At 70.6% G+C, this 13,598-nt stretch carries 12 protein-coding genes; 4 read left to right on the top strand and 8 right to left on the bottom strand.

Features of this window, described 5'->3' with window-relative positions; translation table 11 throughout:
- Positions 1-263: 263 nt before the first annotated feature.
- From OG842_RS37110 to OG842_RS37100, 3 genes are all read right to left on the bottom strand, one after another.
- Positions 264-983: a VOC family protein gene (locus OG842_RS37110; protein WP_266734540.1), complete on the bottom strand. Its 720-nt coding sequence runs from the start codon at positions 981-983 to the stop codon at positions 264-266.
- A 391-nt stretch (positions 984-1,374) separates the two neighbouring features.
- The gene (locus tag OG842_RS37105; RefSeq protein WP_266734541.1) at positions 1,375-2,184 is read right to left on the bottom strand and encodes an aminoglycoside N(3)-acetyltransferase; all 810 of its coding nucleotides are present in this window, start codon (positions 2,182-2,184) and stop codon (positions 1,375-1,377) included.
- Positions 2,185-2,287: 103 nt separating this feature from the next.
- Positions 2,288-2,809, bottom strand: coding sequence for a CGNR zinc finger domain-containing protein (locus tag OG842_RS37100; protein ID WP_266734543.1), 522 nt, complete (start codon positions 2,807-2,809; stop codon positions 2,288-2,290).
- Positions 2,810-2,835: 26 nt separating this feature from the next.
- On the opposite strand from OG842_RS37100, the gene OG842_RS37095 reads away from it, so the two are divergent.
- Together OG842_RS37095 and OG842_RS37090 are read left to right on the top strand one after the other, a co-directional pair.
- Positions 2,836-3,351 carry a GNAT family N-acetyltransferase gene (locus OG842_RS37095; RefSeq protein WP_266734544.1) on the top strand — a complete coding sequence of 172 codons (516 nt, stop codon included), beginning with the start codon at positions 2,836-2,838 and terminating at the stop codon, positions 3,349-3,351.
- A gap of 59 nt (positions 3,352-3,410) precedes the next feature.
- The gene (locus tag OG842_RS37090; protein WP_266734545.1) at positions 3,411-3,848 is read left to right on the top strand and encodes a GNAT family N-acetyltransferase; all 438 of its coding nucleotides are present in this window, start codon (positions 3,411-3,413) and stop codon (positions 3,846-3,848) included.
- A 54-nt stretch (positions 3,849-3,902) separates the two neighbouring features.
- On the opposite strand, the gene OG842_RS37085 is transcribed toward OG842_RS37090, so the two are convergent.
- Genes OG842_RS37085 through OG842_RS37065 form a run of 5 tightly spaced genes read right to left on the bottom strand, consistent with a single transcriptional unit; the run spans position 3,903 to position 11,213 of the window.
- Positions 3,903-6,719, bottom strand: coding sequence for a DUF5682 family protein (locus tag OG842_RS37085; protein WP_266734546.1), 2,817 nt, complete (start codon positions 6,717-6,719; stop codon positions 3,903-3,905).
- Positions 6,716-7,828 carry an ATP-binding protein gene (locus tag OG842_RS37080; RefSeq protein ID WP_266734547.1) on the bottom strand — a complete coding sequence of 371 codons (1,113 nt, stop codon included), beginning with the start codon at positions 7,826-7,828 and terminating at the stop codon, positions 6,716-6,718. The genes OG842_RS37085 and OG842_RS37080 overlap by 4 nt, the downstream gene beginning before the upstream one ends.
- Positions 7,829-7,840: 12 nt before the next feature.
- Positions 7,841-9,325 (bottom strand): vWA domain-containing protein, encoded by a 1,485-nt coding sequence (locus OG842_RS37075; RefSeq protein WP_266734548.1) that lies wholly within the window; start codon positions 9,323-9,325, stop codon positions 7,841-7,843.
- Entirely contained in the window at positions 9,322-10,710 is a 1,389-nt protein-coding gene (locus tag OG842_RS37070) for a hypothetical protein (protein WP_443064079.1), read from the bottom strand. The genes OG842_RS37075 and OG842_RS37070 overlap by 4 nt, the downstream gene beginning before the upstream one ends.
- Positions 10,710-11,213 carry a hypothetical protein gene (locus OG842_RS37065; RefSeq protein WP_266734551.1) on the bottom strand — a complete coding sequence of 168 codons (504 nt, stop codon included), beginning with the start codon at positions 11,211-11,213 and terminating at the stop codon, positions 10,710-10,712. The genes OG842_RS37070 and OG842_RS37065 overlap by 1 nt, the downstream gene beginning before the upstream one ends.
- An 888-nt stretch (positions 11,214-12,101) precedes the next feature.
- On the opposite strand from OG842_RS37065, the gene OG842_RS37060 reads away from it, so the two are divergent.
- Together OG842_RS37060 and OG842_RS37055 are read left to right on the top strand one after the other, a co-directional pair.
- Entirely contained in the window at positions 12,102-12,365 is a 264-nt protein-coding gene (locus OG842_RS37060) for a hypothetical protein (protein WP_266734552.1), read from the top strand.
- A 93-nt stretch (positions 12,366-12,458) separates the two neighbouring features.
- A complete protein-coding gene (locus OG842_RS37055) occupies positions 12,459-13,598 on the top strand; it encodes a hypothetical protein (protein ID WP_266734554.1) in 1,140 nt (379 codons plus the stop codon).

Here is a 13,598-nt window from a genome sequence, read left to right as displayed (position 1 = left end):
ACCGGCACACAGGCCGCCGCAGCGCTCGGAGACGGTGCGGTCGAAACCGGTGCGGTGGTGTGTCAGCAGCACGCTGCTGGATGCGGCGACGGAGTCCAGCTCAACGCCGCGCATCCTCATCTGTCACAGAGTTCCCATGGAGTGAACCATAGGCGGGGGCCGGTGACCCGGCAAGGGAATTCGGGCCCACCGGCCCGCAGTTCAACGGATGGATGCCTCGGTGGACGGACCGAAGCTGTGCATGGTGGGTGCCGGAGCTGCTGTCATGGGCCGGATACGGTGAAGAGCGCGCCGTCCGGGTCTCGGATGACGAAGGCGTCCTTCGACGGGTCGTCGAGTGCGGGAACCAATGACGACTCACCGCCGGCATCGACGGCGGCGGCTGCGGCGCGTGCGCTGTCCTCGACGCGGAAGTCGACGATCCAACGGGGCCGGATCCGGGGATCCGCAGCGGCTTCGATGCCTCCGCCACGAAGGGTGGCAACGGTTCGCCCTTCGAGCTTGACGAGAACGTGGTCCTGCGCGTACTCGACCGTGCAGCCACCGGGCGGTTCGGCCCAGTCGAAGATCCCCGCGTAAAAGATCGCCGCCTCGAAGGCATGGCGAGTCTGCAGGTCCAGCCGCGCGGGAGCGCTGCCCTGCCCCACCGACCAGGCAAGGGCGGTGCCCTCCCACAGGCCGAAGACGGCCCCGTCCCGGTCGGCGGCGATCGCCGCGCGGCCATCGGCCAGTTTCACCGGCCCGACGGCGAGTGTGGCGCCGCGCTCCCTGACCCGGTCCGCGGCCTCGCCCACGTCGTCCACGGCGAAGTACGGGGTCCAGACGGCGGGCGGACTGGCGGCGGGGCCGCAGCATCCGATCCCGGCCACGGGGCGGCTGTGCGCCATGGCCACGGAGAAGTTGCTGCCGAGGCTGCTGGCCACGAATTCCCAGCCCATGACGTCGGCGTAGAAGGCCTGGGTCGCGTGCAGATCGTGAATCATCAGGCTGACCCAGCAGGGAGCGCCGTTTACGTGCCTGATCCTTCCGAGGGCCGGCATTCGATGCTCCTTCGGGTCTCTCGTCGCTGCTGCTGTCCCACGGGCCGCGCCTCGATCCGTGTGAACAACTCGTCCACATCGGCCTGGCCTCGCCGTGGGTTCCGCGATCGATCGCCTCCCATACCAATGGCTCGGCGCTGCCTTCGTCACCGAACGTCGTACGGTGTTGGCCGGTCGGTGACGGACGTGCTGGCGGTCGGCAGGCCGAGTTCGTGATCTAACGGTGTACCTCAGACCGCTCCACCGCACCTCAGCGCTCCCGCTCCCGCGCCCGATCCCGCACCGCCTGCCGGTGCGGGAGCCCGGCGCCGACCGGCGGTCGGCGTGGATCCGATCACTCCGCGGACGGGCGCGGACGGTGCTCGGGCAGCCAGCCCTCGGCGTACGCGACGGCCTCGGCCAGGCCGAACAACCGGGCCTCCGCACCGCCCACCGTGCCCCTTACCACCGGGCGTTCCTTCTCGAAGGCCGCACCCAGTTCATCGAAGCGGTCCGAAGTGAACGAGGTGTCACGCACCGTTGCCCATGCACGACCCTGCGGAGTCATGACGGCGAAGGAGTTGTCCACCCGCGGCGAAGGGACGCGGTACTCGGCGAGGTGGAACGCCGTGCAGGAATCGAAGCCCGCACCCAGGAGAAGAACCCGCGCCCCGGCTTCTTCCAGCCGGGCGAGGGGGCTGTGCTCGCCGAGCCGGCAGTCGAGCGCGTGGGCATCCACGATCGCTGGTGCGCGTGGGCCCACGGCCGCGAAGGAGGTCTGCGGATGACAACTGCGGAGGGCGCCCGGCCAGCTGCGCACGGTCTCCGGGATGATGCCGACGCCGAGGGTGGGAGTGGTCCGGGCGTCGAAGGCCGGCATCGAGGCGCGGATGTCCGCCCACCAAGCCTCGGGCACGGGCGGGTTCTGCCAGTACGCCGGATCCGAATTGTCGCCGGAGTGGGTTGGCACCACCAGGGTCCCGCTGTCGCCGAGAGCGTCGAGCAGCGCCATGACGACGGTGCCGGGACCGCCGCAGACCCAGCCGAGCGAGCTGAGCGAGGAATGCACGAGGAGGACCTCACCGGCGCGCAGGCCCATTGCGCGGAAGTCGGAGGCGAGCGAATCACGGGTACACATCGGGCCGGAGGGAGGTTTGATAGGCATGAGCAGTCAGTGTCCAGGCGCCGATCGGCTTGGACCACTGCTTTTCGGCGCGGGTTGACCAGCCTGCGTCGGGGTCGGTGGCGACCAGGGGCCGTCCTTCGGGTCAGGGTGCGGTCCGCGCGCGGTGCCGGCGTACCGCGTCGCGGTTGGCACACCGCCGCGAGCAGTAGCGCTGCCGCCCGGTGCGGGAGGTGTCGGCGAAGACCACGGCGCACTCGGTGACGGCGCACCGCCGCAGCCGCCGCATGCCCCGCCCCGCCAGGTGCAGCGCGGTGCCGACGGAGAGCAGTGAGAACAGCAACGGGCCGAGCATCTGCCGGTCGTCCCGGTAGTGCAGGTGCCAGCCGTCCTCGGCGTGGTCGGTCAGCCTCGGGTAGGCGGCGGCCGCCGCCAGCATCCGGTTGAGCAACTCGGCGCGCTCGTGCTCCTCTTCGGCATCGACGACCTTCTCCCAGGCGTCCAGCACTTCATGGGTGCGGTCGAGATCCTTCGGCGTGACCGGAAGCTCCACCACCAGGCCGGCGGCGCGGCAGCGGTCCGCGAGCTCCTCGGCGCTCGCGGGGCGCCGGTTGGCCAGATCCGCGGCCAGCTTCACGACATCCTCGCCGTAAGGGTTGAGGTGCATAAGACCATTACATCAGTGTGGTCGGCATGAGACAACGCACTGAGAACCACACCGCCGTACGGCAGGCGGTGGAGGGCGACATCGCGGAACTCGTACGCCTGCGGGCGATGCTGTTCGACGACCTCGGCGGCGATTTCTTCGACCCCGCGTCGGGAGGCGACGACTGGCTGCAAGCCCTGGCCGTCGTGCTCAAGGAGCAGTTGTCCGCGGCCGCGGACGCCGCCTCCGGTACCGACGCCGTACGCATCCTTGTCGTGGACGGCGGGAGTGGCCTCGCCGCCTGTGGCATCGGCACGATCGAGCAACGACTGCCCGGCCCGCACCTGCGCAACGGCCGGATCGGGCAGGTGATCGGCGTGGTCACCGACCCGGAGTACCGGCGGCTCGGTCACAGCCGCTCGGTCATGCGGGGACTGCTCGACTGGTTCCGGGAGAGGGATGTCGCCCGGGTCGATCTGTACGCCTCCCCCAAGGGCGAGCCCCTCTATCGTGAGCTCGGCTTCACCAACCACCCCGACCCGTCGCTGTACTGGCGTCCGTGACCACACGACGCGGACGCCCTCCCACCCTGTTCGCGGGACTTGTCGGTAGGGTCACGACAATGAGCGTCGAGGTGGAGGTCGTCCGTGGGGCGACCGATGAAATGGTGGAGGCGATCGCTCGCCTGCTGCCGCAGCTTTCGAGTACTGCCGGTGTGCCCGACCGGGAGTCGGTGGCCGCTTTGTTGCGCAGTGACGCCAATACCCTGCTGATGGCCAGGGTCGAGGGCCGAGTCGTCGGCATGCTGACTCTGATCCTGTTTCCGTTGCCGACGGGCCTGCGGGGCCGCATCGAGGATGTCGTGGTCGACGGGGCGGCGCGGGGTCACGGAGTGGGCGCGGCGCTGACGGAGGAAGCACTGCGCCTGGCCGAGGTGGCCGGGGCCCGGACGGTCGATCTCACCTCGCGTCCGTCCCGCCAGGCAGCGAATCGGCTGTACGAGCGTCTGGGGTTCAAGGCCCGCGATTCCCAGGTCCACCGGTTTGTCGTGCGGCCATAGGCTCGACCGCACGGCTGTGCTGCCCGGCAAGGCCGGGCAGCACAGCCGTATGCGTCACGCTCCGGCCAGCAGCACTTCCAGCGCGGCGGCCGTCTCGGGATGGCGACCGGTCAGCGCCGCACCTGCCGGGCGGTCGGTCTCCGCCGTCTCCCACGTGCCTTCGCAGCCCAGCAGACTCGCCACCGCGTCGCACGTCGCGGGGTGCGCGGCAAGCAGTGTGCAGCCGTGGGGGCCTTCCGGGCCGACTCCCGGACGCAGGGCTTCGGGCTCCGGCTGTGCCAGCCACGGCGGCACCCATGCGTCCAGCGCTGCGAGCCGTCCGGGGAAGGTCCGCCCGGCTTCACGGATCAGCAGCGGAGCCAGCTCCGAGCCGCTGGATCGCAGAGTGGTGATCAGGGTCGGCAGCCATGGTAGAAGCACCGGATCCGGCAGCCGTGCGAACGCGTTCGACACTGCCTCCACCACGAAGTCCGTGAGGCCCGGGACGGGCTCCAGGGCCTGTACGAAGCCGCTGAGATAGCGCGGATAGGCGGGCACCACCAAGGGGTTGCCCAGCAGTTCGTCGCACTTCGCCCGCAGGTCCGCGCGGGAGAGGTGCCCGAGCTGCACCCGGGCCGCCCACAGCAGTGCCGTCTTCGACGGCTCCTCGGGATGCGACTGGACCACGGCCAGTTCCAGCTGGGTCCGGTCGCAGCCCAGCGACAGCGCCAGGCTCTCCATGCTGAACAGGAAGCCCAGTGTGGCGGCCACCTGGCGGACAGTGGCGTCTTCGTCGGTGAACGCCGTCGGCAGCAGGGTGCAGTAGTGGGCGTATCCCGTCTTGGCGAAGGATTCGATCCAGGACGGCAGCACCGGTTCGCTGGTGCGGTAGTACGCCAGCAGCCGCCGCACCCGGCGCAGTACCTCCGGTGCGCCGTCGACGCTTCGTTCGGCCGAGAGCACCTCCAGGGCGTGTGTGCCCAGTTCGTCGGCGAGGCGGCGGCTGCGCAGGTAAAGCGTCGCGTCCTCGACGGCTTCCAGGACGGTCGCGGTGGTGGCTCGCCGGTCGTACGCCGTGCGGCGCAGACGCTGCTCCAGTACCTGCTCGATGCTGACGCCCTCGTAGCCGAGCTCGATGAGCGCACGCTGGTAGGTGCCGAGCGCGAGGTCCCACGATTCCTGGATCGGCCGCTCCCCCAGTTTCCGTTCGCCCATGATCGGGCGGGCGGCGCCCTGCGGCAGCAGGTGGCGCAGCATCCACAACGCGTCGGAGCAGCGCTCCAGTTCCGGCTGGGAGGCGATGTCCAGCAGTGCCCGTTGCACACCGGTCTGCTGGAGCTTCAGGCCCAGGGGCGCGAGCCGGTCGTGCACGTCGCGGGCCAGGGGCGGCAGCGCCTCGTAGCCGACCCGGCCGACCCGGTCGCCGCCCATCATGATCTCCACGAGGCGCCGCACATCGCGCCGGCCGGGCACGGTGTCCTTCTCGATGCAGGTGACGGCCGCGTCCTGGAAGTCGTACGGGGTGGGCTTGGCCCGGTCGCGCATTCCGGCCAGCAGGATCGACGTCTCGAACACCGCGATGGCGTCGGCGGTGGAGGCGAGGTAGCCGTTGCGGCGCGCGGCGCGCACGATCTCGACCGACCAGCCGAGCAGTTCCGCCTCGTCGAGCCGGTCCAGTGCGGGCGGTCGCTGCAGGAATCCGGTCAGCTTGTCCGAGGGCGGGATCGCCTCCGCGGGCCCCACCGCCGCCGCGGCCACGGCCTTCTTGGCCTTGGCACTCGACTTCTTCGCGCCCGCCTGTCCGGCCAGGCGGAAGGGCTCTACGCGGGTGCGCCGGACGTTCTTCGCCCATACGGTCGCGGCGATCGACACCGATCCCGCGGCGAGGCCGAACTGCGCCTCGATCGCCGCGTGGCTGGACGGAATCAGGCCGTGCTGCCACGTGGTGGCACTGGGCGGGCTGATCTCGAAGGTGTCCGTGCCGTGGACGCCGAACTCGGCGACGCGGCTGGCCGCGTGGAAGGCGCCGCACACGTAGAGGCAGTCCGCGGGGTCGGTGCCGGTCGCGGCCAGGTGTTCGCGCATCCTGGTCCACATGTAGCGTTCGCGGTCCTCGTCCACCCGGAGCCGGTGGGAGTCGCCGGGTGCCAGTCGCCGGAAGAGGCTTCCGATCAGGAGCATGACCTGGCGGTAGGTGTCGTGGTCACTGTCGCCGAGCGGCAGCTCGACGTACTGGTGCCACCACTCCGACCAGTGCCGCACCTTGCCGTGGTGCAGCAGGTGCTCCTCCAGTTCGGCGAAGCGCGGTCGCAGGTCTCCGATCTCCACGCCGACCGCGTCACCGTGCAGTGCGGCTTCCTCCTCGGCGGGAGGTGTGTCCGGGGCGGCCGGCTCGGCGGACTCCGTCGCACGTGCGTCCCACTGGAAGACGTGGTCCGAGGAGCGGTCGACGAGGACCAGTTCCACGCCCGGTGTGTCCAGGGCGTAGGCGATCGCCTGGTACTCGGCGGAGGCCTCGGTGATCGGTGCGACCACCGAGAGCGGGGACCACTCGACCGGGAAGCCGTCGACCTCGGTCGCGAACGACTGGACCGCCACCGGGAGCTTGCAGTTGCGCAGCTCCGTCAGCAGTGGCGCCATGTCCTCGCACAGTTCGAGGTAGACCACCTTGGGCCGCTTCTCCCGCAGGCGACGGGCCATCGCGATCGCCGAGGCGGGTGAGTGATGGCAGACGGGGAAGATCTCGAGCGGCTCACGGACCGCGTGGTCGACGTCGTCGACGATGCCGAGAAGGATGCCCTCCAGCGCGTCGGGTCCGTCGGCGAACGTGGCCGCGGCCTCCTGCAGCTGAGCCCGCAGTCCTTCGAACGTCCCCTCGTGGGTGCTGGTCATGACAGGGTGGCGATCGCGTCGCGGCCGCCCTCCAGGAACTCCGGCCAGGAACCGCCCTCTTCCTTGCTGCGCGGCTCGACGACACCGTGCAGGTACTTGTTGAGGATGGCCAGGTCCTCGGGCTCGCGCCGGGCCAGCGATCCGACGAGCGAGGAGGCCAGCGTGCGGGCGGTGAGAGCGCGCTCGCCGAAGAAGTTGCTGTGCAGCACCGCGTCCTCCAGCACACCGATCTGTTCCGCGGTGGACAGGGCGGACTCCAGTTTCTCGTCGTCGCTGCCGGCCGCGGCCGCCGAGGCACGGAGGTCGGCGAAGCTCTGCAGCAGCACGTCGAGCAGGGTCGGCGGCACTTCCAGTTCGATCTGGTGGCGGCGCAGCAGTTCTTCGGTACGGAAGCGGACGATCTCCACCTCGCTCTTCTTGTTCGTCACCACCGGGATGCGGACGAAGTTGAAGCGTCGCTTGAGCGCCGAGGAAAGGTCGTTGACGCCTCGGTCGCGGCTGTTCGCGGTGGCGATGATCGAGAAGCCGGGCTTGGCGAAGACGATGCTGTCGCTGTCGAGTTCGGGTACCGAGATGTACTTCTCGGACAGGATCGAGATCAGCGCGTCCTGCACGTCGCTGGTGGAACGCGTGAGTTCCTCGAAGCGGCCGATCGCGCCGGATTCCATCGCGGTCATGATCGGCGAGGGGATCATCGATTCCCGCGACTGGCCCTTGGCGATGACCATCGACACGTTCCAGGAGTACTTGATGTGGTCCTCGGTGGTGCCGGCCGTGCCCTGCACCACCAGCGTGGAGTTGCGGCAGATCGCGGCGGACAACAGCTCGGCCAGCCAGCTCTTGCCCGTGCCGGGGTCACCTATGAGCAGCAGGCCGCGGTCGGAGGCGAGTGTGACGATGGAACGCTCGACGAAACTGCGGTCGCCGTACCACTTCTGCGAGATCTCCCGGTCCAGGCCGTCGGACCGCTCGGAGCCCAGGACGAACAGGCGGACCATCTTCGGGGACAGCCGCCAGGAGAAGGGCTTGGGGTTGTCGTCGATGGACTCCAGCCACTCCAGTTCCTCGGCGTACTTGATCTCGGCGGGGGCGCGCAACAGGTCGGACATGAAAGGGCCTTTCTAGGCGAGGAAGGTCTTGAGCTCGTCGACGAGCTTGCGGATGTGGCCGGAGAGCACCGGCGTGCCGAGGTCTTTGAAGCGGTCACGGAACCACGGGTTGACACTGCCGCGGCCGGAGCTGGTGACCGAGCCGACCGGGATGAACTTGGCTCCCGAACGGTGAATGGCGACCATGCTCTGGAACAGTGGCTCGGTCTGCCATTCGTAGAAGTCGGAGATCCACACCACGACGGTGTTGCGGGGCTCCGCGATCTTCGGCTGGGCAAGTGCCATGGCCACCGTGCCGTCGGTGCCGCCACCGAGGTTGGTGCGCAGCAGGGTCTCGAAGGGGTCGTGCACCCATGGTGTGAGGTCGAGCGCCTGTGTGTCGTACGCGATGAGGTGGACGTCCACCTTCGGCAGCCCGGCGAAGATGGACGCAAGGATGGTGCAGTTCACCATGGAGTCGACCATCGAGCCCGACTGGTCCACGACGACGATCAGCCGCTGGGGTGTCGTCCTGCGGGCCGTGTGCCGGTAGTAGAGGCGGTCGACGTAGAGCCGCTCCTCCTCCGGGCTCCAGTTGGTGAGGTTCTTCCAGATCGTCCGGTCCAGATCGAGGTTGCGGAACACCCGCTTGGGCGGGACGGAGCGGTCCAGGGGACCCACCGTGGCCTTTTCCACCTGGGTGCGCAGTACTTCGGCGACCTCGTCGACGAAGCGGCGGATGAGGTCCTTGGCGTTGGCCAGGGCCACGCCCGAGAGGTTGTTCTTGTCCCGCAGCAGCTGCTCGATCAGCGACATGCTCGGGGTGAGCCGCGAGGCGAGCCCGGAATCGGCGAGCACCTCGCGCAGGTGCATCCGTTTGACGAGGTCCGCCTCGATGGTGGCCAGTTCCGGTCCGATCTCCGGAATGAGCCGGCCGAGGTCGGGGGACGCGTGCCGACCGCCGGTGCCGGTCGGGCTGGCACCCGCCCCTGCCGCGCCTTTCCCGGGACGGCCGCCTCGCAGCTCGCCGGGGACGCAGCCGAGGGCACGTTCGAGCCAGCCCGCATCGGACTGCCAGCGCGCCAGTTGTCCGGCGGTGACCGTGCCCGAGCCGGAGGCGAAGACATTGAGCAGCACCTTCGACACCAGCGCCGCCCGTCGTACTTCGGCGGCCCGGTCGCGGGCATCGGGTCCCTCGGAGTCGAGGTCCGGAGCCGGCTTGGGCTCGGGCGTCATCAGGCCGTCGAACTCGGCTGCCAGGTCCGGATGCCGCTGCACGATCGAGTCGACGGAAGCCTGTGGGTCCAGCAGTGCGGAGGGCAGGCCGATGTCCTCGACGACGGCGAGGCTCGCGGATTCCAGCGTGCTCTGCTCCTCGGGGTCGAAGAGCCGGGCTAGGAGCCGCCAGTACAGGACCTGCCGGCGGTTGTCCTGGGCATCCGCCTCCGGGATCCGAGAGGGCTGAAGGGTCGGCGGGGCCGTGGTCCCGGTGGTTCGTTCCGTCGTGTGGTCCGTCATTTCCGCAGCAGCCTCCCCGCGCGCTCCCGCAGCACGGCCACGGCGTCGGTGGCGGCCTTCTCGGCCTTGACACCGGTCTTGTCGGTCGTGCCCCCGGCCCATCCCCCGGCGTGGATCGTGACGGTCTTCTTCCGTACGGTCGTCTCGACGGCCAGCGGCTGCACGCGATACGTCCCGGCGTCCCAGCGGAGCAGTCCGATGCACGCGCCGGATGCCGCGACGGCCTCGGGGGTGAGCGGTCCGGCGGTCGGAATGCGGTCGGTGTCGACGGCGAGGGGGCCCGCGGCGAGGGTGAACGTGACCGCGTCGTCGTCCTTGGTGGCGGCGTAGCCGTCCAGGAACACGGGGACGGCGATGCGCGCCGGGTGCCGGTCCAGGGGTGCTGTCGCCGCGTCGGTGGCCGTGGGCAGGGCGACGCGGGCGGTGGCGAAGGCGTCGGCGGGCTCGCCCCGGCGTGCGTGCTCGTCGCTCCAGATCAGGTCGCCCTCCGCGGTGACGGGCATGTCGGTGAGCTCCATCGAGCGGCCTTCGCCGATGGCGGCCAGCAGCGACATGTGCGGGCGGAGCAGCTGCCAGAGCCCTGCTCCGACGACCGTGTCGGGTTTCGGCGCCGCGGCCCCGGCGCGTACCAGACGGGGCGTGGTGCCGTCGGCGGGCTCGAACACCGCGTGAACCTGGGCCTGTACGGCGGTCGCGTGTTCATGGACGTCGATACCGAGGGGCAGGAGACGGCCGGTGGCCGTACCGGTCACGGGCACATCGGCCGCTCCGGGCACCGTCAGCAGCAGTGCGCGTGACCACAGGTCGGCCCAGCGGCGTGCCGGGATCCGTTCCATGGACAAGCCAGGGCAGGACGCCGCGAGTTCGGCGGCGAAGCCGTCCAGGAGCGTCGCCAGGCGGCGCAGCGCGGGATCCGGCAGCATCGCGGAGACGACCGGCGCCGCGCCGGCGACCACTTCGTGGTCGATGCCCTGCCATCCGCAGCGCGCCAGATCGGCCAGCCAGGAGCGGGCGGCGGTGAGCAGGTTCGCCCCCTGCTGCCCGGCGGGAGCGGGGACCGTCGCCTCGGCACGGGTCCGGCCGGTCGCCTCCTCGATGCGGGTCATCAGTGCGTCGTGGACGGAGCCGAGGAGCGCGGTGCGGGCGGCGGCAAGGGCGAGGAAGTGGTCCTCGCTCGCGGCTCCGCCCGCCGCCTTCCCGGCCGCCTCGGCGGCCCTTACGGCCAGTGGCGTCCCGGCGACCGCGTGCGCGAGGCCGGTCAGTCCGGCGCTCTGGGTGGGCTGAGGACGCAGCAGGCCGGCGACGAGAGCCCGGTCGAAGCCGTCGACGGCCTCCAGGGCCTCGTCGAGTCCGGTGATGTCCTCCGCGAACAGGTCGGCACGCATCACGCCACCGCCCTGGTCGGCGGGAACCACTGCATCTCCGGCAACGGTGCCGTGGTCGGGGCGAGTTCCAGGTAGGCGAGGTGGCGCAGGAACCGGCTGAAGACGGGTGCGGCCGCCTTGGTGTCCCCCTGCGGTGGACGTGCGGCGCTCATGTCATTGGCCAGGGTCTGCGCGCTCGGCTCCCCGTCCGCGGGCTCGGCCTTCAGGTAGCGGGCGACGCGCTCGGCACCGTACTGCAGCACCGCCTCGTTGATCAGGGCCCTGATGTGATTGCAGAACGACCCCCGCGCGCCGCCGCAGGGGCGGTTGTTGTTGGTGCTGCAGGCGAACGCGTAAGTGGCCGCGGCGACCGACGACACATAGACCCGCCCGATGTCGGAGCCGCTGGACACCACACCCTGCAGGCGTCCGTCGGCCAGCTCGACGAACGGGACTTTGGCCAGCTTGCGCGGTCGTGCGGGTGTTGTCACCCGTGCCGTGCTCGACCTCTCCCAATCTGACAACACACCACTCCTATGTGCACCAAGGCGACTTCCTCGCCACAACGGCAGGACACGACCGAACATACCTACGACCACTGACAACGCCCGGTCGCGGCCGCGGCGCCGCCCGCTGCGCGGCTGCGGCCAGGGACGTGCGGCAGCCGCGCAGCAGGGCATCAACGTTTCGGCGCCGGAGGTGGACGATCACCTGCACGCGGCGGGGAGGAGCGGAGCGCGCCGTCCCCCGGCGGCGTCAGAGGGTGGGTGCGGAGCCCTCGGAGGGCACGGCTTCTCCGCCCGAAGACCGGGGGTGGAACGGGATGGCCACGAGGTCGTACTGAGGGCACGGCGTCGTGAAGCACTGCTTGGGCGAGGGCACACAGAACTGTCCGTCAGGCGCGACGACGGCGGCGCACGGACTCGCCTGTGGAGCGATGGAACCCGTCCGTTGGGCAGTCGAACCCGTCCGATGGGCAATGGATCCCGTCCGTGGAGCAGTGGAGCTCGCCTGTGGTGCGACGGAGCCTTCTCCGGCGTGCGCCGGGCTCGCCATGGTGAGGGGCAGGGCGGTGAGAGCGACCGCCGTGGCGGTACGCAGCAGGTTGTGAATCACAAGGAGCAGAGTTAGCCGCACCCCGGCGCGTGGCCGTATCGCCCGAGGGGTCAATCACCCTTACGGGTTCAGAGGTTCATCCCCGGAACATATTTACTACGAGTCTCGCACCTTGCCGGCGCCGACCGAATCTCGTCATTACGCGGCCGCGCACGGCGCCGTGCCTGCCTCGATGTTGGGCCAGACTGGCCGGAATGGGCCGTCACACAACGGGATGCTCTGCCGTTCACTTCTCGGAAGCTCGCAAGCAGCGCGACGGATGGGGGGCGTTCACAGTGCGGCGAACTCTGCGGTCCTTGTTGCTCGTCGTCGGGGGTGGCCTCGCGGGGCTCGCGGTAGTTGCTGTGCACCGAGCCGGTCTGCCGCTCGGCTTCGTCGTGTATGCCGACACCGCCATCGTGCTGTGCTGGCTCGTCGTCGCCGTCCTGCTGTTTCAGGGGCGCCGGGTTCCGGAGGTCCCCGTGGACGGCACCGGCGGCCGGCACCACCAGGCTGTGCGCTGCTCCACCGACGGCGAGCCCTGCGCCCGCTCCCACTGGGGCGCCCGCCACCGCCCCTGATCCGGCCAAAGTCCCCGCGCGCCGGCCCCCGCGCGGCCGCGCTCTGCGATTATGACCGGCGACCACCCCCGCCGAGCAGTCGAGGAGTGCCGTGTGACCGAGGTCCACGTGAGTTCGGCCGTCATGACCCACCCCGTGCGCCTCACCCAGGCCCAGGACCTCGCCGCCCGGCTGCGGCTCGACGGTCTCGCCCTCGACCCCGACCCCGAGGGGCCGCCCTCCGCCCTGCGCACCGCCCTGGTCGCGTGGGCCGCCGTGACTCCGCGGGCCAGTCATCATCTCGTCGTCCAGGACGACGTCGACGCCCCCGCCGAGCTCCTGGAGATCGTCGGGCGGGCCGCTGCCCGGTTTCCCGACGAGGCGCTGGTCTTCTACACCAACTGGCACGCCCGCAACGGCGCCGCCGTCCGGCTCGCCGCCCTCGCCGGAGCCTGCTGGGTGCGGGCCGTGCCCGATGAGTTCACGCCGTCGCTGGGGGTCTGCCTGCCGTCCGGGACCGCCGCCGACTTCCGCGAGTACGCCCGCGAGAGCGCCGAACGCCACGACGACGAACTGCTCTCCGTCTTCTTCCGCAGCCGCGGCCGGGGCCGGATGAGCCTGCTCGCCGTACCGAACATCGTCGAACACATCGGCACCAGCAGCATCAACGGTCACGCGGCCCAGGGCATCCGCCTCGCCGTCTGCCCCACCTCCGCCGCCGACGCCGCTCCCCTGCTCGCCCGGGGCGGCGTCCTGGAGGAGCCCGGGTGGATCCCGTACATGCGGTACGGAGAGGGATACATCCGTCTGGCCGGCCAGGAACACGACGCCGACGGCGGGCGCGGCCACCACCGGTGGCGCGATGCGCTGCCCGCGACCGGGCTCACCGAGGAGCTGGTCCGGGAGACACAGGACGCGCACCTGCCGGAGGACCTGGCGGCGGATGTGGCCCGGAGCTTCGGCAGGGCCTTCGCGGAGGAGCTGTGGATCCACTGTCTGCTGCTCGGACGGCAGGCCGCCCGAGCGGCCCGGCGCCTGTCCCCCTCGCCGGACGATGTCCCCCCGGACGCGCTCGACCGGATGAGGCACTCCGCAGTCGCCACCGCCGGACCCGCCGGGCTCCCGCCCGAACGCCGTCCGGAGGCGGGCCCGGACGAGGTCCGTACGATGGCCGCGTTCGCGTGGACCGCCGTCCGAGCGGGCACACGGCTTCAGGGGCTGTCCGCCGGCGGCCACCGGCCCGTCGAGCTGTAG

The sequence above is a fragment of the Streptomyces sp. NBC_00376 genome (genome assembly GCF_036077095.1).
GTDB lineage: Bacteria > Actinomycetota > Actinomycetes > Streptomycetales > Streptomycetaceae > Streptomyces.
This window is presented reverse-complemented; position numbering and strand designations above follow the sequence as displayed.

Coding starts and splice junctions, on each gene's coding strand:
- OG842_RS37110 (WP_266734540.1), bottom strand. CDS start 983: ATGATTCACGATCTGCACGCGACCCAGGCCTTCTACGCCGACGTCATG.
- OG842_RS37105 (WP_266734541.1), bottom strand. CDS start 2,184: ATGCCTATCAAACCTCCCTCCGGCCCGATGTGTACCCGTGATTCGCTC.
- OG842_RS37100 (WP_266734543.1), bottom strand. CDS start 2,809: ATGCACCTCAACCCTTACGGCGAGGATGTCGTGAAGCTGGCCGCGGAT.
- OG842_RS37095 (WP_266734544.1), top strand. CDS start 2,836: ATGAGACAACGCACTGAGAACCACACCGCCGTACGGCAGGCGGTGGAG.
- OG842_RS37090 (WP_266734545.1), top strand. CDS start 3,411: ATGAGCGTCGAGGTGGAGGTCGTCCGTGGGGCGACCGATGAAATGGTG.
- OG842_RS37085 (WP_266734546.1), bottom strand. CDS start 6,719: ATGACCAGCACCCACGAGGGGACGTTCGAAGGACTGCGGGCTCAGCTG.
- OG842_RS37080 (WP_266734547.1), bottom strand. CDS start 7,828: ATGTCCGACCTGTTGCGCGCCCCCGCCGAGATCAAGTACGCCGAGGAA.
- OG842_RS37075 (WP_266734548.1), bottom strand. CDS start 9,325: ATGACGGACCACACGACGGAACGAACCACCGGGACCACGGCCCCGCCG.
- OG842_RS37070 (WP_443064079.1), bottom strand. CDS start 10,710: ATGCGTGCCGACCTGTTCGCGGAGGACATCACCGGACTCGACGAGGCC.